Origin of the sequence: Streptomyces sp. CA-251387, from assembly GCF_050936625.1 — a bacterium.
Lineage (GTDB): Bacteria > Actinomycetota > Actinomycetes > Streptomycetales > Streptomycetaceae > Streptomyces.
In genome coordinates, this window is sequence record NZ_JBNJMJ010000001.1 from 2,535,646 (window position 1) to 2,552,887 (window position 17,242).

The 17,242-nt window shown below is 71.8% G+C and carries 14 protein-coding genes; 6 read left to right on the top strand and 8 right to left on the bottom strand.

The features are described 5' to 3' along the window. Positions 1-110: 110 nt before the first annotated feature. Entirely contained in the window at positions 111-1,295 is a 1,185-nt protein-coding gene (gene nadA / locus ACQEV2_RS11320; RefSeq protein WP_433039208.1) for a quinolinate synthase NadA, read from the top strand. 16 nt (positions 1,296-1,311) lie between these two features. On the opposite strand, the gene ACQEV2_RS11325 is transcribed toward nadA, so the two are convergent. The 6 genes from ACQEV2_RS11325 to ACQEV2_RS11350 form a co-directional block, all read right to left on the bottom strand. Further along, positions 1,312-3,582, bottom strand: a complete 2,271-nt coding sequence (locus ACQEV2_RS11325) for a serine/threonine-protein kinase (RefSeq protein ID WP_433039209.1) — start codon at positions 3,580-3,582, stop codon at positions 1,312-1,314. A gap of 144 nt (positions 3,583-3,726) precedes the next feature. Further along, positions 3,727-6,861, bottom strand: coding sequence for an efflux RND transporter permease subunit (locus tag ACQEV2_RS11330; protein WP_433039210.1), 3,135 nt, complete (start codon positions 6,859-6,861; stop codon positions 3,727-3,729). Between the two features lie 178 nt (positions 6,862-7,039). Next, positions 7,040-7,720: a response regulator gene (locus ACQEV2_RS11335; protein WP_433039211.1), complete on the bottom strand. Its 681-nt coding sequence runs from the start codon at positions 7,718-7,720 to the stop codon at positions 7,040-7,042. A 106-nt stretch (positions 7,721-7,826) separates the two neighbouring features. Continuing rightward, positions 7,827-9,071: a sensor histidine kinase gene (locus tag ACQEV2_RS11340; protein WP_433039212.1), complete on the bottom strand. Its 1,245-nt coding sequence runs from the start codon at positions 9,069-9,071 to the stop codon at positions 7,827-7,829. Positions 9,072-9,221: 150 nt separating this feature from the next. Further along, positions 9,222-9,500 carry a PspA-associated protein PspAA gene (pspAA, locus tag ACQEV2_RS11345; RefSeq protein WP_433054360.1) on the bottom strand — a complete coding sequence of 93 codons (279 nt, stop codon included), beginning with the start codon at positions 9,498-9,500 and terminating at the stop codon, positions 9,222-9,224. A gap of 49 nt (positions 9,501-9,549) precedes the next feature. Next, positions 9,550-10,329, bottom strand: coding sequence for a PspA/IM30 family protein (locus tag ACQEV2_RS11350; RefSeq protein ID WP_433054363.1), 780 nt, complete (start codon positions 10,327-10,329; stop codon positions 9,550-9,552). Positions 10,330-10,571: 242 nt separating this feature from the next. On the opposite strand from ACQEV2_RS11350, the gene ACQEV2_RS11355 reads away from it, so the two are divergent. The 3 genes from ACQEV2_RS11355 to ACQEV2_RS11365 all read left to right on the top strand — a co-directional run bounded on the left by ACQEV2_RS11355 (position 10,572) and on the right by ACQEV2_RS11365 (position 13,372). After that, positions 10,572-11,216, top strand: a complete 645-nt coding sequence (locus ACQEV2_RS11355) for a DUF3043 domain-containing protein (protein ID WP_433039213.1) — start codon at positions 10,572-10,574, stop codon at positions 11,214-11,216. Positions 11,217-11,299: 83 nt separating this feature from the next. Beyond that, a complete protein-coding gene (locus ACQEV2_RS11360) occupies positions 11,300-12,001 on the top strand; it encodes a class I SAM-dependent methyltransferase (protein WP_433039214.1) in 702 nt (233 codons plus the stop codon). A 285-nt stretch (positions 12,002-12,286) separates the two neighbouring features. After that, the gene (locus tag ACQEV2_RS11365; RefSeq protein WP_433039215.1) at positions 12,287-13,372 is read left to right on the top strand and encodes a trypsin-like peptidase domain-containing protein; all 1,086 of its coding nucleotides are present in this window, start codon (positions 12,287-12,289) and stop codon (positions 13,370-13,372) included. A gap of 47 nt (positions 13,373-13,419) precedes the next feature. Here the strand turns inward: ACQEV2_RS11365 and ACQEV2_RS11370 are convergent, their stop codons facing one another. Further along, positions 13,420-13,632 carry a hypothetical protein gene (locus ACQEV2_RS11370; RefSeq protein WP_433039216.1) on the bottom strand — a complete coding sequence of 71 codons (213 nt, stop codon included), beginning with the start codon at positions 13,630-13,632 and terminating at the stop codon, positions 13,420-13,422. 113 nt (positions 13,633-13,745) lie between these two features. Here ACQEV2_RS11370 and ACQEV2_RS11375 point away from each other — a divergent pair, with 113 nt between their 5' ends. Next, positions 13,746-14,948: a bifunctional adenosylcobinamide kinase/adenosylcobinamide-phosphate guanylyltransferase gene (locus ACQEV2_RS11375; RefSeq protein ID WP_433039217.1), complete on the top strand. Its 1,203-nt coding sequence runs from the start codon at positions 13,746-13,748 to the stop codon at positions 14,946-14,948. Between the two features lie 108 nt (positions 14,949-15,056). On the opposite strand, the gene ACQEV2_RS11380 is transcribed toward ACQEV2_RS11375, so the two are convergent. Further along, positions 15,057-15,866, bottom strand: a complete 810-nt coding sequence (locus ACQEV2_RS11380) for a class I SAM-dependent methyltransferase (RefSeq protein WP_433039218.1) — start codon at positions 15,864-15,866, stop codon at positions 15,057-15,059. 230 nt (positions 15,867-16,096) lie between these two features. On the opposite strand from ACQEV2_RS11380, the gene cobT reads away from it, so the two are divergent. Continuing rightward, positions 16,097-17,209: a nicotinate-nucleotide--dimethylbenzimidazole phosphoribosyltransferase gene (gene cobT, locus ACQEV2_RS11385; protein WP_433039219.1), complete on the top strand. Its 1,113-nt coding sequence runs from the start codon at positions 16,097-16,099 to the stop codon at positions 17,207-17,209. The last annotated feature ends 33 nt before the right edge of the window (positions 17,210-17,242 follow it).

Sequence of the window (17,242 nt, forward strand, 5' to 3'; positions counted from 1 at the left end):
TATGATAGATAGCGTCAATTCGACGAGAAGTCGATGAAGGTGTCCCGCATGACCCGCCGGGTCCGGATCTTCCGGACCCGGCGAGCCGCAGAACAGAAAGGGTGCGTGTCGTGACCACCGCCCAGACCCAGGAGCTCGACGTACAGCCGACGCCCCTCGCCCTGCTGCTCCTCGGCCGTGAGGCCGACCCGAGGAGCGAACGCGGCGTCGAGTGTCCCGGTGATCTGCCCTCGCCGTCCGACCCGGACCTGGTCGAGCGCGCCCGTGCCGCCAAGGAGAAGCTCGGTGACAAGGTCTTCGTGCTCGGCCACCACTACCAGCGCGACGAGGTCATCCAGTTCGCGGACGTGACCGGCGACTCCTTCAAGCTGGCCCGGGACGCGGCCGCGCGCCCGGAGGCCGAGTACATCGTGTTCTGCGGCGTGCACTTCATGGCCGAGTCGGCGGACATCCTGACGTCCGACGACCAGAAGGTCGTCCTCCCCGACCTCGCCGCCGGCTGCTCGATGGCCGACATGGCGACGGCCGAGCAGGTCGCCGAGTGCTGGGACGTGCTGACCGAGGCCGGGATAGCCGAGCAGGTCGTGCCGGTGTCGTACATGAACTCCTCCGCCGACATCAAGGCGTTCACGGGCAAGCACGGCGGCACGATCTGCACCTCCTCGAACGCCAAGCGAGCCCTGGATTGGGCCTTCGAGCAGGGCGAGAAGGTCCTGTTCCTGCCCGACCAGCACCTCGGGCGCAACACGGCGGTCCGCGACATGGGCATGTCCCTGGAGGACTGCGTCGTCTACAACCCGCACAAGCCGAACGGCGGGCTGACCGCCGACGAGCTGCGCGCCGCCAAGATGATCCTGTGGCGCGGCCACTGCTCGGTGCACGGCCGCTTCAGCCTCGACTCGGTGAACGACGTGCGCGAGCGCATCCCGGGCGTGAACGTCCTCGTCCACCCCGAGTGCAAGCACGAGGTCGTGGCCGCCGCGGACTACGTCGGCTCGACCGAGTACATCATCAAGATGCTGGAGGCCGCCCCGGCCGGCTCCAAGTGGGCCATCGGCACGGAGCTGAACCTGGTCCGCCGCCTGGCGAACCGTTTCGCGCCCGAGGGCAAGGAGATCGTCTTCCTCGACAAGACGGTCTGCTTCTGCTCGACGATGAACCGCATCGACCTGCCCCACCTGGTCTGGGCCCTGGAGTCCCTGGCCGAGGGCAACCTCGTCAACCGCATCGAGGTCGACAAGGAGACCGAGGCGTTCGCGAAGCTGGCGCTGGAGCGGATGCTGGCCCTGCCGTAGGCCTCGCCCTGCCCCGTCACCCCGAGGCGGGTTCCCGCTCGGGGTGCGCGGGGTCGAGGCTGAAGACGGTGCCGTCGGGAGCGGTGACGACCAGCGCGCCCTCGTTGAGCTTCACCTCGGGCCCGATGGTGCCGCCGGAGAACACCCGGGCGACCCGTGGGAGCGTCTCCCACAGCAGGGTGCCCTTGCGTGCGTCGAGGGCCGCCACCCGGCCGCTGTTGCTGGCCAGGTACAGGGTGTGGGTCCGCGTGTCGTACGTCGCCTTGCCCGGGCCTTCCAGGCTGGTGGGGGTCTGCCACAGCTGCTTGCCCGTCCGGGCCGACAGCGCGGCCACCCGGCCGTTCGCCGACGCGATCCACAGGGTGCCATCCACCAGCGTCGGCTCCCCGTCGTAGGCCTGCGCCAGCTTCGTCGTGCTGCGGGTGTTCGTCTCCGGGTCGATCAGCAGGAGCCGGCTGTACGCCGAGCCCGACACGGACGTCTCGCTCTCCTCGGTCCACACCACCAGGGCCAGGCGGCCGTCGAGCCCGCCGAGGATGCCGCTCGCGTACGGCACCTCGATGCGCCGTACCGAGCCGTCGGTCCGGTCCACCGCCAGCACCAGGGACTTCTCGGGACCGTCCAGGGTGCAGTGGGCGTACAGGTCCGCGCCGACCGTCGAGAACGAGCAGTAGTAGCCGTCGGGCACCTCCATGGTCCAGCGTGCGGCGCCGGTGCGCGGCGACCGGGCGGTCACCGTCCGGCCGTCGGCCGTCAGGACCACCTCGCCGGACAGGACCAGGTCGACGTTCTCGTCGTTCACCTCGCGGGACCACAGCTTGGCGCCGGTCTTGGTGTCGAGGGCGACCACATGGATGGTTTCGGTCTGGCCGTCCGCGCTGGTGATGTTCTGCCGGACGAGCAACGCGCCCTCGCGGACGCCGAGGAGCTGGGCCCAGTAGTCCGCGCCCTCGGCGTGGGCCGGTGCGAGGTCGGCGCGCCAGACCGTCCTGCCGGTCAGGCCGTCCAGACGTACCGGGAGGACTCCCTGGCCCGCGCAGTAGGCGGCGAGGTCGTGCATCAGACAGGCGGAGTCGCCCTCGAACCCGCCCGCGATCGCCTTCCGCGCGCCGAGCGGTGCCGTCTCGTTCACCGTCGTCTGCCAGGGCCGCCAGCCGTCGGGCAGCGCCGACCACCGGGAGGAGGCAGACGGTGCAGGGGCGGTTGCGGTGCCGGTCGCGTCGCCGCTGTCCGCCCAGCCCGCCCCGAGCAGCAGATAGCCCGTCAGCCCCAGGGCGAGCGCGCCGGCCGTGCCGGTCACGGCCCACAGCGGACGCCTGCCGCGGCGGCGGCCGAAGCGGGGGGCGTACGTCCGCCCGGATGCGCCCCCGGAGCCGGTGGCGGCCGTCCCGTCGGCGTCGTTCCCGGGGCTGGTCTTCCCGTCGGCGGCCGGCGTGTCCAGGCGCAGGCTCACGGTCTGCGGGTCGCCCTCCGCCGGCTCGGGCCGGACGGCCGCGAACTCCCGCGCGAGTTCGTCGAGTTCGGGCCGGTCCGCCACCTCTTTGGCCAGGCAGCGCTCCAGTACCCCGCGTAGCGGCTGCGCCAGCCCGTCCAGCACGGGCTCGTCGTGGACCACCCGATACGCCGTCAGATAGGGGCTGTCCGCGTCGAAGGGACCGCGCCCGGTGACGGCGTACACCAGCAGCGCCCCGAGCGAGAACACGTCGGAGGCGGGGCCGACCTTGCGGGCGTCGGTGAACTGTTCCGGGGACATGAACGGCGGGGTGCCGATCATCTGGCCCGTCTCGGTCAGGGTCTGGTGGTTCTCCGCCGCCCGGGATATGCCGAAGTCGATGACGCGGGGGCCGTCCTCGGCCATCAGGACGTTGGCGGGCTTCAGGTCTCGGTGCACGACCCCGGCCCGGTGGATGTCCCGCAGCGCCTCCACCAGTCCCAGGGCCAGTTGCCGCGGTTCGGCGCCGCGCAGCGGGCCCCGTTCGCGCAGCCGGTCGGCGAGCGAGCGGCCGGGCACGTACTGGGTCGCCATCCAGGGCCGGGCCGCCTCCGGGTCGGCGTCCACGACCGGGGCCGTGAAGGCGCCGCTGACCTTGCGGACGGCTTCGATCTCCTGCCGGAAGCGGGTGCGGAAGACGGGGTCCTCGGCGTACTGGGAGTGCACCACCTTGACGGCGACCTCACGGCCCGAACGTGCTCTGCCCCGGTAGACGATCCCCATGCCCCCGGCCCCGAGCCGGTCGACCAGCCTGTACCCGCCGACCGACCTCGGGTCGTCCCTGTGCAGCGGCACGCCCGAATCCCCTCCCCGCCAAGCAGTTCGAGGCCACAGAATACGTAACCCCGGGTACGGCAGCGGCCGGGTCCCCGATCTTTGTGCATCGGGGGCCCGGCCGCCGTGGACCGTGACCGTCGCCCTATCGGACGCCGAGGGCCGTCACACGCCCGCGGGTTCGGGCTCGTCCGAAGCCGGCGCCGGCCGGTCCGGGGTGCCCGCCTTCTTGGCCCGCTTCGCCGCCCGCCTCTTCGCCCGGCGCTCCTTGCGGAGCTCCAGCATCGTGTAGAGCGTCGGGACGAGCAGCAGGGTCAGCATGGTCGAGGTGATCAGGCCGCCGATCACCACCACCGCCAGCGGCTGGGCGATGAAGCCGCCCTCGCCGGTGACGCCGAGCGCCATCGGGAGCAGGGCGAAGATCGTCGCCAGGGCCGTCATGAGGATGGGGCGCAGTCGGTGGCGGCCGCCCTCGATCACGGCCTCCACGACGCCGTAGCCCTGCTTCCGGTACTGGTTGATCAGGTCGATCAGCACGATCGCGTTCGTCACCACGATGCCGATCAGCATCAGCATGCCGATCATCGCGGGGACGCCCATCGGGGTGCCCGTGGCGATCAGGAGACCGATGGCGCCCGTCGCCGCGAACGGGATGGAGACGAGCAGGATCAGCGGCTGGGCCAGCGAGCGGAAGGTCGCCACCAGCAGCATGAAGACGATCGCGATCGCCGCCAGCATGGCCAGGCCCAGGTTGGCGAACGCCTCGTCCTGGTCCTGGGAGACGCCGCCGATCTCGGCCGTGGCGCCCGCCGGGAGGGTCAGCCCGTTGATCTTGGACTGGAGGTCCGCGCTGACCGCGCCGGTGTTGTCGCCGGTCGGCTTGGCGCTGATCGTGGCAGCGCGCTGGCCGTCGATCCGGGTCATCGAGACCGGGCCGTCCACCAGCTTCACGTCCGCGATGTCACCGAGCTTCACCGGGCCGAGGCGCAGGCCCTGAAGCTGCTTCAGGGTCGTCGCCGGCTTCGCCGACCTGATGACGACGTCCCGCTCGGTGTCGTCGAGGGTCGCCTGGGCCGCCGTGTTGCCGCGGACCGCCTGGGCCACCGCCATGCCGAGGGTCTGGTCGTTGAAGCCGGCCGCGGCCGCCTTGTCGTTGGCCTTCACCGAGATGCGCGGCACGCTCTGCGACAGGTCGCTGGTCACGTCGGTGACGTCGTCCAGGCCGGCCACGGCTTCCCGTACCTGCTCGGCCGCCTTGCGCAGGACCTCCGCGTCGGCCGCCTTCACGACGACGCTCAGATCCTGGGCGCCGAAGCCGTCACCGGCCGCGATCGTGGTCGTACCGATGCCGTCCAGCTTCTTCAGGCCCGCTTCGATACGGTCCTGCACCTCGTCGTACGACGCCGAGTCCTCCAGCATCACCTGGTACGACGCCTGGTTGGTGTCCGTGCCGCCGCCGAAGGCCGCCATGAAGCCGGACGAGCCGACCGTGACCTGGTAGTCCTTGACGCCCTTGGTGCCGGCGAGCAGCTTCTCGACCCGCCGGGCCTGCTCATCCGTCGCCGCCAGGCTGGTGCCCGGCTTCAACTCCTGCTTGACGGTGAGGACTTCCTGCTCGCCCTGGTCGAAGAAGTTCGTCTTCAGCAGCGGCGCCATGCCGAAGGTGCCGACGAGGATGACGATCGCGAGCAGCACGCTGGTCAGTCGGCGGCGCGTCGCGAACCGCAGGACGGGGACGTAGAACCGCTGCAGTCGGCTCTTCGCCTCCTTCTCCTCCGCCACCCGGCGCGCTTCCTCGGCGTCCTCGGGCGTGCCCTTCGGGGCGCGCAGGAACCAGTACGACAGGACCGGTACGACCGTCAGGGAGACGAGCAGCGAGGCCAGCAACGCGGCGGTGACGGTCAGGCTGAACGGGCCGAACAGCTCGCCCACCATGCCGCCGACCAGGCCGATCGGCAGGAAGACCGCGACCGTGGTGAGCGTCGAGGACGTCACCGCGCCGGCCACCTCGCGGACGGCGTTCAGGATCGCCGCCTGGCGCTCCTCGCCGTAGCCGAGGTGCCGCTTGATGTTCTCCAGGACCACGATCGAGTCGTCGACGACCCGGCCGATGGCGATGGTCAGCGCGCCGAGCGTCAGGACGTTCAGCGACAGATCGCGCGTCCACAGGACGATCAGGGCCAGCACGACCGACAGCGGGATGGAGACGGCTGTGACCAGCGTCGAGCGGATCGACGCGAGGAAGACCAGGATGACGAGGACCGCGAAGAGCAGGCCGAGCGCGCCTTCCGTCGTCAGGCCGTCGATGGACTTCTTCACCGCCGGGCCCTGGTCGCTGACCACGGTGACCGTGGCGCCCGAGCCGAGGTCCTTGCGCAGCTCGGGGAGCTTGTCCCGGACGGCGTCCGAGATCGCGACCGCACTGCCGTCGCGGTCCATGGTGACCGCGACCGCGAGCGACGGCTTGCCGTCGGTGCGGGTGATGGAGTCGGCCGGGGCCTGCTCCTGCTTGACGGTGGCGACATCACCGAGGCGGACCGGCTTCTTCGCGGCGGCGCCCTCGGCGGTGACCCTCAGGTCCTCGATCTGCTGGATCGAGGTGAAGCCGCCGCCCACCTGGACCGTGCGGTTGTCGCCGTCCTCGTCGAAGGAGCCCGCCGGGACGGTGGCGCCGCCCGCCTGGAGTGCCTGGGTGAGGGCCGCCGAGGTCAGGCCCGCCTTCGCCAGCTTCGCGTCGTCCGGCGTGACGGTGACCTGGAGGTCGCGTACGCCGTCGACGGTGACCTGGCCGACGCCGTCGATGTCCTTCAGGTCCGGCACGACGGTCCGGTCGATCCGGTCGGCCAGGGCCTGCTGGTCCTCGTCGGAGGTCACGGCCAGCACGACGGTCGGGATGTCGTCCGTGGAACCGGCGATGACCTGCGGGTCCACATCGTCCGGCAGCTGGGCGCGGGCCCGGTTGACGGCCTGCTGGACGTCGGCGACGAGCTGCTGGTTGTCGGGGCCGTAGTCGAAGGACGCCATGATCACGGCGTTGCCCTCGCTGGCCGTGGAGGTGACGCCGGAGATGCCGTCGACGCCTTCGAGGCTGTCCTCGATCGGCTCGACGACCTGCTTCTCGACCACGTCCGGCGACGCGCCCTGGTACGGCGCGAGGACGGACACGATGGGCAGCTCGATGGAGGGCAGCAGCTGCTGCTTGAGCTGGGGTATTGCGATCGCCCCGAAGGCGAGCGCGATGATCGACACCAGGCCGATCAGGGCACGTTGGGCAAGGCTGAATCTGGACAGCCAGGACATGGGTCAGGGTCTCTCTTCTGTGAGCGGCAGAAGTGGGCAGCGGACGTGGCAGGGGCGTCTGTGCGCACAGGTGAGCGCCCGCCCCTACACCCTGATCCATCGGGGAGCCCGGTTTCGTAGACCCCAGGTCCATTTCCTTATACGGCGCATACTCCGGGCGCAGTACACAGCATCGAGGTCACTCCACCCTTGGACGTACCAGCCCCGACTCGTACGCGATCACCACGAGCTGGGCCCGGTCGCGGGCGCCGAGCTTGGACATGGCCCGGTTGACGTGCGTCTTCACGGTCAGCGGGCTGACCTCGAGACGCTCGGCGATCTCGTCGTTGGAGTGCCCGCCCGCGACCTGCACCAGGACCTCGCGCTCCCGGACGGTGAGGGCGTCGAGCCGCTCGGAGCGGGCGGGGTCACGGTCGTCGTCCGCGCTGCCCTGGGCGAGGAAGCGGGCGATCAGGCCCTTGGTGGCGGCCGGGGAGAGCAGGGCCTCGCCGCCGGCCGCGACGCGGATGGCGCTGAGGAGTTCGTCGGGTTCGGAGCCCTTGCCGAGGAAGCCGGAGGCGCCGGCGCGCAGCGACTGCACGACGTAGTCGTCGACCTCGAAGGTGGTCAGGATGACCACGCGGACATGTGCGAGAGCCGGGTCGGCGCTGATCATGCGGGTGGCGGCGAGGCCGTCGGTGCCGGGCATCCGGATGTCCATCAGGACGACGTCCGCCCGCGCCTCCTTGGCCAGCCGCACCGCCTGCGCCCCGTCGGACGCCTCGGCGACGACCTCCATGTCGGGCTCGGAGTCGACGAGCACCCGGAAGGCGCTGCGCAGGAGTGCCTGGTCGTCGGCGAGCAGGACGCGGATGGTCATGCGGGGTCCTCTGAGGGGGACGAGGCGGTCGGCTTTGCCATACGACAACTCCCGCGGGGTGCGTGCGAGTTCCCCGGCTGTGTCATACGGCGGTCGTACGGCGTCTTCAGCGGCTGGTGTCAGCCGCGTCCTCCGCGGGGCGTGTGCGGCTCTTGACCGGCAGGATCGCATGGACGCGGAAACCGCCTCCGTAGCGGGGGCCGGTGGTGAGGGTGCCGCGCAGGGCGGTGACGCGCTCGCGCATGCCGAGCAGGCCGTGGCCGCCGCCGTCGTGGGTGTCGTCCTCGCCGGCGCCGTCGTCGAGGACGGTGATCTCGATGTTCGGGCCCACGCGGACGACACTGACCTCGGCCTTGGCCTCCGGGCCCGCGTGCTTCTGCACATTCGTCAGCGCCTCCTGGATGACGCGGTAGGCGGCCAGGTCGACGGCGGCGGGGAGCGTGGTGCCCTGGTCGGCGCGGGCGACCTCCACCTGGAGGCCCGCGCTGCGGAAGGTGCCCGCGAGTTCGTCGAGGCGGTCGAGGCCCGGGGCGGGTTCGGTGGGGGCCTCGGGGTCGCCGGACTGTCTCAGCAGGCCGACGGTGGCGCGGAGTTCGTTGAGCGCGGAGCGGCTGGCCTCGCGTACGTGGGCCAGAGCCTCCTTGGCCTGGTCGGGGCGCTTGTCCATGACGTGGGCGGCGACGCCGGCCTGGACGTTGACGAGGGCGATGTGGTGGGCGACGACGTCGTGCAGGTCCCGGGCGATACGGAGGCGCTCCTCGGCGACGCGGCGGCGGGCCTCCTCCTCGCGGGTGCGCTCGGCCCGCTCGGCGCGCTCGCGGATGGCGTCGACGACGGCGCGGCGGCTGCGGACGGCGTCGCCGGCGGTGGCGCCGATGCCGGTCCAGGCGAAGATGGCGAGGTTCTCCTGGGCGTACCAGGGCAGGGGGCCGGCGAGCATCGCGGAGCCGGTCAGGACGGTCATGGTGAGCAGGCCCACGCGCCAGGTCGTGGAGCGGTCGGTGGTCGAGGCGACGGTGTAGAGGGCGATGACCGCCGACATGGCGACGGGGGCGCGGGGGTCACCGGTGACGGACTCGATGACGGAGGCGGTACCGGTGAGGGCGAGGACCGTCATGGGGGCGCGGCGGCGGAAGACCAGGGCCGCGGCGCCGAGGGTGATGAGCAGGAGGCTGAGCACGTCCGGGGTGCGCAGGGTCCAGGTCACCCCGCTCTTCCCGTGCGGGTCCACGAACGAACCGGCGACCATGCAGGCCAGCACGCCGACCGCCAGTGCCGCGTCCAGCGCCATGGGGTGCGCCTTGAGGTGCCGCCGGAGGCGTGTCCCTGCGGGGCTTGGAACGGGGGCCAACTGGAGGTTCCTTGTGTTGTGTGCCCGGCGTCGCGGTGCGCGTCGGCTGGGGGCTGCCGCCCCCAGACCCCCGCTTCGGCCCCGAAAGGGCCTCTTCCTCGAACGCCGGACGGGCTGGTTTTCACGGACGGCGCCCAGAGGCACCCCAGCTCAACCCGGGATCAAGCCGTCGTCGCTCAGCAGCTCCCGCACCTCCTCCAACGTCGCGTCCGGCGACGGCAGGATCAGCTCGGACGGTTCGAGGGAGGCGTCCGGCAGGGGCTCGCCCAGTTCGCGGACCTTGGAGAGGAGTGCGTCGAGGGTGCGGCGGAAGCCGGGGCCGTCGCCGTTCTCCATTTCCACCAGGAGCTCGTCGTCGAGCTTGTTCAGCTCGGGCAGATGGCTGTCGGACAGCTTCACCTGCCCCTCACCCATGATCCGGACGATCAGGTCGCCCATCTCGGCCTCCTCGGCGTGGGCCCCGGCCGTCGGCGCTGCCTTACTGCTTGTCGAAGCGCGGGGTGTCCTGCGGCTGTTGCTGGGACTGCTGCTGCGACTGGCCACCCGGGCCGCCTTCGATGGCCTGCTGACCGGCCGACGGGCCGCCCGCCAGCTCCGCCTTCATGCGCTGCAGCTCCAGCTCTACATCCGTACCACCGGAGAGCCGGTCCAGCTCGGCCTGGATGTCGTCCTTGTGCATGCCGGACTGGTCGTCCAGAGCGCCCGAGGCGAGCAGCTCGTCGATGGCTCCCGCCCTCGCCTGGAGCTGGGCCGTCTTGTCCTCGGCCCGCTGGATCGCCAGGCCGACGTCGCCCATCTCCTCCGAGATGCCGGAGAACGCCTCGCCGATCCGGGTCTGGGCCTGGGCCGCGGTGTACGTGGCCTTGATCGTCTCCTTCTTGGTGCGGAAGGCGTCGACCTTCGCCTGCAGGCGCTGGGCCGCGAGGGTGAGCTTCTCCTCCTCGCCCTGCAGGGTCGCGTGCTGGGTCTCCAGGTCCGTCACCTGCTGCTGGAGGGCGGCTCGGCGGGACAGCGCCTCGCGGGCCAGGTCCTCGCGGCCCAGCGCGAGCGCCTTGCGGCCCTGGTCCTCCAGCTTCGTCGACTGCTGCTGGAGTTGGTTGAGCTGGAGTTCCAGGCGCTTGCGCGACGTGGCCACGTCGGCGACGCCGCGGCGGACCTTCTGGAGCAGCTCCAGCTGCTTCTGGTACGAGTAATCGAGGGTCTCGCGCGGGTCCTCGGCCCGGTCAAGGGCCTTGTTCGCCTTCGCGCGGAAGATCATCCCCATACGCTTCATGACACCGCTCATGGGCTTCGCGCGCCCCCTTCTGACGTCCAGCTCCAGCTCTGCGACAGAACCCACAGTACGGGCCCTGCATCCATTGACGCACTGTTCGGGGACGGATGCGCTCATCCCCAAGGACGACTGCGTACGGTCCCGCTCCGGCGTAAGGAGTAGGTGACTCCCGGGTGCAACGTCCCCTCTGTCCCCCTACGACGACTGGTGTTGCCGGATCGTTCCCCATGGGGCTGGGGTCCAACCCCTGGCACCCCGTACCCTTGGGTTTTGTGTTCCGTAGCCGTGCCAAGGAAGAGAAGGCCCAAGCCGCCGACAAGGCGCTGGTGACCGACTCCAATGAGACCCGTCACCCCGAGGCCCCGAAGGGCCGCCCCACGCCCAAGCGCAGTGAGGCCCAGTCGCAGCGCCGCAGCGTGGCCAACACGTCGATGACGCGCAAAGACGCCGCCAAGCGCCAGCGCGAGGAGCGCCGGGCCGCGCTGGAGAAGCAGCGCCAGGCGCTGGCGGGGGGCGACGAGCGGTATCTGCCGGCCCGTGACAAGGGTCCGGTCCGCAGGTTCGCGCGTGACTTCATCGACTCGCGCTTCAACATCGCGGAGTTCTTCCTGCCGATGGCCGTGGTCATCCTCGTGCTGAGCATGGTCCGGGTGGCGGCGTTGCAGAACATCGCGCTGCTGCTGTGGCTGGTCGTGATCGTGCTGATCGTGCTGGACTCGTTCGTCACCGGCTTCCGTCTGAAGAAGCGGCTGGCCGAGCGCTTCCCCGACGACAACCGGCGTGGCGCCGTCGCCTACGCGCTGATGCGTTCCCTGCAGATGCGCCGGCTCCGGCTGCCGAAGCCGCAGGTCAAGCGCGGAGAGCGGCCCTGAGCACAACGGCGTTCTCCGGGGGTGCGGCCGACGCCTGGCTGAGCAAGCTGGGCGGGCTGCGTGATGTCGTACGACAGGAGCTGGTGGCCCGGCAGCTCGACGAGCAGATAGCCGGGCGGTTCCCGGTCGGGCAGCGGCTGCGGGTGCTCGACGTGGGCATGGGCCAGGGCACGCAGGCGCTGCGCCTGGCCCGGGCCGGGCACCAGGTGACCGGCGTCGAGCAGGACCCGAAGATGATCGCGACCGCCCGCGAGGAGCTCGCCGGCGAGCCCGAGGGGATCCGGGAGCGGGTCCGTATCGTCCAGGGGGACGGACGGGACACGGGCGTCCACTTTCTGCCGGGCAGCTTCGACGTCGTGCTGTGCCACGGCGTGCTGATGTACATCGAGGAGCCCGATCCGCTGCTGGCCGGGCTGGCCCGGATGCTCGCCCCGGGCGGACTGTTGTCACTCCTCGTGCGCAACGGCGACGCGCTGGCCATGCGGCCGGGGCTGGCCAGGGACTGGGCCGGGGCACTGGCCGCCTTCGACACCACCGCGTACCGGAACCGCCTGGGGCTCGACGTACGGGCCGACCGGCTCGCCGAACTGACGGCGACGCTCGCGGGCATCGGGGCGCCGCTGCACGCCTGGTACGGGGTGCGGGTGTTCACCGACACGGCGGCCGACGGGGCTCAGATCCCGCCGGACGTGGAGACGCTGGTGGCGGTCGAGGAGCGGGCCGGCAAGACGGACCCGTATCGGAGCGTGGCGGCGCTGCTGCATCTGTGCGGAGTGCGCGGCTGAGCACTCCGCGGGCGGTGTCGGCCTGCGGCTCCGCCGCGGGGCCACGACAGGCCGTCGGTCTTCCGCGGGCCCGTCGCGGCTGGTCGCTTCCCCACCCTCGGCTTCTCCCCCACTCTCGGCTTCGCTCGAGCGGGGGCCCATGAGCGCGGCCCCTGTCGCGGCGGAGTCGCATATCGATACAGCCCCGCGCCCTTGGGCCGCTGTCGAACCGCAGCCGCTTTCACCAGGGCCCCGTTCGGGTGAGCAGCGCAGGCCGGACCCGTGGTCCGCGGTGAGACTCGGGGCATGGATGCTCGCCGTTTCCGTGCCCTGCGGCCGGTCGTCGTGGCCGTCGCCCTGCTGTGCTGCCTCGGGCTCCTCTCCGCGTGTTCCGGTTCCCCGTCCGCGCGCTCGCGCGAGAAGGAGGACTCGACCACGCAGGCCGCGCAGGCCGCCGCCCCGAGGGCGGTCGACGATCTGCAGGACGGCTACCTGAAGGTGATCAGGGACGTTCTGCCATCGGTCGTGCAGATCCAGGCCAGGAACGATCTGGGGTCGGGCGTGGTCTACGACGGCCAGGGACACATCGTCACCAACGCGCATGTCGTGGGGAACGAGGACCGCTTCCGGGTGACGACCGCCAACAGCGAGGACACCCTCACCGCACGGCTCGTCTTCTCGTACCCGCAGCAGGACCTCGCGGTCATCAGGCTGGACAAGGCGCCGAAGGGGCTGAAGGCGGCGGCGTTCGGGGACTCGGCGAAGGTCGAGGTCGGGCAGATCGTGCTGGCCATGGGTTCGCCGCTGGGACTGTCGTCCAGCGTGACGCAGGGCATCGTCTCGGCGACCGGACGGACCGTCACCGAGGGCCGCAGCCAGGGCGGTACGGGCGCGACGATCGCCAACATGGTGCAGACGTCGGCCGCCATCAACCCCGGCAACAGCGGCGGCGCCCTGGTGAACCTCGACGGCCGGGTCATCGGCATCCCGACCCTCGCGGCGACCGACCCCGGCGCGGGCGAGGGTGCGGCACCCGGCATCGGGTTCGCGATCCCGGCGTCGACGGTGCGGACGATCGCCGACCAGATCGTGAAGGACGGCCGGGTCACCGACTCGGGCCGGGCGGCGCTCGGCATCACGGGCCGTACGGTCGTGAACGAGGACTACGAGGTCGCGGGCGTCGCCGTCGTCGAGGTGATGGCGGGCGGGGCGGCCGACAAGGCCGGAATCGAGCCCGGGGACGTCATCACCCGGCTCGGTGACACGGACATCACCACCATCACCTCACTCGCCGAGGAGCTGGCCTCCGACCGGCCGGGCGAGCGGACGACCGTGACGTACACGCGCGACGGCCGTGAGCAGACGGTGGACGTGACGCTGGGTGAGCAGTGAGGTGAGGGAGGGCGAGGGCCTGCCGTACACGGCCCTCGCCCCTGCGCTCAAGACTCCTCGGCGTGCAGGCTCATCGGCCCGTAGATCTCCGTGGAGTCCTCGAACAGCCGCACCTGGTCCGCACCGCCCTCCAGCAGCGCCTTCCAGTGCTCACCGATCCAGGACTCGGCGTCCCCCTGGGTGGTGAACTCCTCGGGCTGCACCGCGGGCTGGACCTCCGCCCCGTCGGCCTTCTCGAACCGCCACGTCCATGCCGCCATGTACGCCTCCAAGGTGTCAGCACGTGCACAGGAGGAGCCGGATCTTGATCCAGCTCCTGCGCTGAGCCTAGTCGGATGCGCAAGACCTGCGCGGACAAGCGAAAATCGGGTCCGTGGAACTCACTCTCCTGGGCACCGGTGCCCCCGCGGGCCTCCCCCGCCCCGACTGTCCCTGTGCGGCCTGTGCGAGCGCGCTCGGTGATGACGCGCGGGCGGCCACCGCGTTGCTCGTGGACGGGGCGCTGTTGCTGGATCTGACGCCCGGGGCGGCGTTCGCGGCGGCGAGGGCGGGGCGTTCGCTGGGCGGCGTACGGCAGGTGCTGTTGTCGCATCCGCACGACGGGCCCGCCGTCGAGGTGCCGGCGGGGGTGCCGCAGCCCGGGCGGGTGCCGGACGGGCGGGAGTTGGCGCTGCTGACGGGGCATCGGGTGCGGGCGGTGGCGATGGACTCGCCGGGCACCGGGTACGCGGTGACCGGGCCGGACGGGCAGCGGCTGCTGTATCTGCCGCCGGGTGGTGCGCCGGCCGGGCTGGAGGAGGGGGCCGTCGGGATGTACGACATGGTGGTCGCCGATGTCGTGGGGCGGCCGGACGCCCTGGCCAAGCTGCGGGCGGTGGGCGCGGTCGGTCCGACGACGGATGTCGTCGCCGTCCACCTCGACCATGACGTGCCGCCGGGCGCCGAGTTGCGGCGGCGGCTGGCCGCGGCGGGCGCGCGGGCGGTGCCGGACGGGGCGACGCTGGTGGTGGGGGCGTACGAGGACGTGCCGGACGTGCCCCGGCGGACCCTGGTGCTGGGCGGGGCGCGGTCCGGGAAGTCGGTGGAGGCGGAGCGGCGGCTGGAGGCCTTCCCCGATGTGCTGTACGTCGCGACCGGCGGCAGCCGGAGCGGGGACACGGAGTGGGCGTCGCGGGTCGCCGCGCACCGGGATCGGCGGCCGGGGTCATGGCGTACCGCCGAGACGTGCGACCTGGTGCCGCTGCTGGCCGAGGACGGGGCCCCGTTGCTCATCGACTGTCTGTCGCTGTGGCTGACGGACGCGATGGACTCCGTCGGGGCGTGGGACGACGCGGTGTGGGCGGACGGCGGTGAGCGGGCGCTGCGGGAGCGCGTGCGCGAGCTCACGGGGGCGGTGCGGGCGACTCGGCGGACCGTCGTCGCCGTGTCCAATGAAGTGGGGTCGGGGATTGTGCCGGCCACGGCGTCGGGGCGGCGGTATCGGGATGAGCTCGGGCGGCTGAACGCCGCGTTCGCGGGTGAGTGCGAGCAGGTGGTTCTGGTTGTTGCGGGCCAGGCGCTTGTCCTTCGCGGATGAGGGTGCCGCGGTTTGTCGTCGGGCGGCTGCGGGTTGTCCGTGGCTGGTCGCGCCCCGCGGCGGAGCCGCATATCGATACAGCCCCGCGCCCCTGAGGGGGCGCTGCACTCAGGTTGGCTCCTTGCGGGCGATGACCCGGTATCCGTTCGACAGGGGGGTGCGGCGGAGGAAGGGGGCCAGGACCAGGTCGACGGCCCACGCGGCGGCCACCAACGGCGCGCCCAGTACGGCCAGCACCGGGCCCAGGAGGAGGTTCAGCACCAGGGCGATCGTGGCCGCCAGGTCGTAGGGCACGTGCGGGGTGCGGCGGTCCGTCGCGACGATCGTGCAGCCCAGGGACCGCAGCTCCTCGTGGAGCGTGCGCAGCGGCAGCAGGTGCAGGTGGCCGTGCGGGCTCTGCGGGATCCACGCCGTGCCGAACAACAGGGCGAACGCGCTGCGCGGGTTGGGGAGTTCGACGATGAGATGGCCGCCCGGGCGGAGGACCGAGAGGGCGGCGCGGAGTTCCGCGCGGGGGTCCGGGGTGTGTTCCAGGTGGCGGAGCATGCTGACGATGTCGTAGCGGGTGCGCAGACGGGCCGTGATCCGGGGGTCCGTCAATTGCCCTACGTGGGCCTCCTCGATGCGCTCGGCCACGCGCGCGTGCAGGACTCGGTGGGTCGGGTCCAGGCCGTCGAACGCGGTGTAGGGGAAGACCTCCTTGGCCGCCTCCGGGAAGCGTGCGTCGCCCGTGCCCACGTCCAGCCAGCTCTCCGGCTCGGGGAAGGGGAGCGCCGCGCGGGCCGCGGCTCTCAGGTGACGGGGCGACGCCTGTCGTACGAGTCTCAGGAACCGGGGGGCGTAGGTGTGGTCCCGGCATGCGGCGAGGGTGAACGCGCAGGCGGCGGGGCGTCGTTGCGAGGGTGCGGTCGCGGTCATGAGCGGCTCCCGAGCGCGAGGGGGTACGGCGGGGCGTCCGCCGGGGCATACGGCGCGGCTTACGGCGGAATGGTGCTGCGAGCATGCCCCGACAATCCACTGCAAAACGGAACGTATGGGATGGCGATCTTGGGTGCAACGACGTCGTGCGGATGTGGCGGTGACGTGGCGGAGCGCCTGGTGGCCATGTGGGGCCGTTCTGTTCGACCGGTGCCGGTACTGTTCGGCGAATGAGCTCGCTTAATCTCGACGACTTCACTGATCTGATCGAGCGCCCCGACGGTGGGGTGCGCCGGGATGCCGAAGCCCGCCGTGAGCGTCAGATCGTGCCGCCCGGGGCGCTGGGCCGCCTCGACGAACTGGGTGAGTGGCTGGCGGCGGCGCAGGCCGCGGTACCGGTACGGCCGATCGAACAGCCGCGGGTCGTGCTGTTCGCCGGAGACCACGGCATCGCCGAACTGGGCGTGTCGGCGCGGCCCGCGGGCGGCGCCGGGGAGTTGGTGCGGGAGGTCCTCGAGGGCGGCCGGCCGGTGTCCGTGCTCGCGCGGCGGCTCGGGGTCGCGGTACGGGTCGTCGACATGGCGCTGGACTGCGACCCGGAGTCGCTACCGGAGGCCGTCGTACGGCACCGGGTGCGGCGCGGGAGCGGTCGTATCGACGTCGAGGACGCGTTGACGCTCGAGGAGGCCGAGGCGGCCTTCCGGGCGGGGGTGGCGGTGGCCGACGAGGAAGCCGACTCCGGTACGGATCTGGTGGTGCTCGGCGATGTGAGCGTCGGCGGGACGACGGCGGCCGGGGTGCTGGTCGCGGCGCTGTGCGGGACGGATGCCTCCGTGGTCACCGGGCGGGGCGGGCTGGCCATCGACGACCTCGCGTGGATGCGCAAGTGCGCGGCGATCCGGGACGCCCTGCGCCGGGCCCGGCCCGTGCTCGGGGATCAACTGCAGCTGCTCGCGACGGTGGGCGGGGCCGACCTCGCCGCGATCACGGGGTTCCTGCTGCAGAGTGCGGTGCGGAAGATGCCGGTCGTGCTGGACGGGGTGGTGGTTGCCGCCTGCGCGCTGGTAGGGCAGCGGATCGCGTTCCGGGCGCCGGACTGGTGGCTTGCCGCGCACAACAGCGGGGAGCCGGGTCAGGCGAAGGCACTGGACCGGATGGCCCTGGAGCCGCTCCTCGACCAGGGCGTGAAGGTGGGCGAGGGAGCCGGGGGCCTGCTGGCCCTGCCGATGGTCCAGGCCGCGGCGGCACTGGCCGCGGAACTGCCGGAGAAGCCGAAGGAATCGGAGGAGCCGGAGATGTCCGGGGAGCCGGCGGACCCGGAGCTGCTTTCAGAGGCCGAGTAGGCCGAGCAGGGGGTTGCGGACAGTTCGGCATCG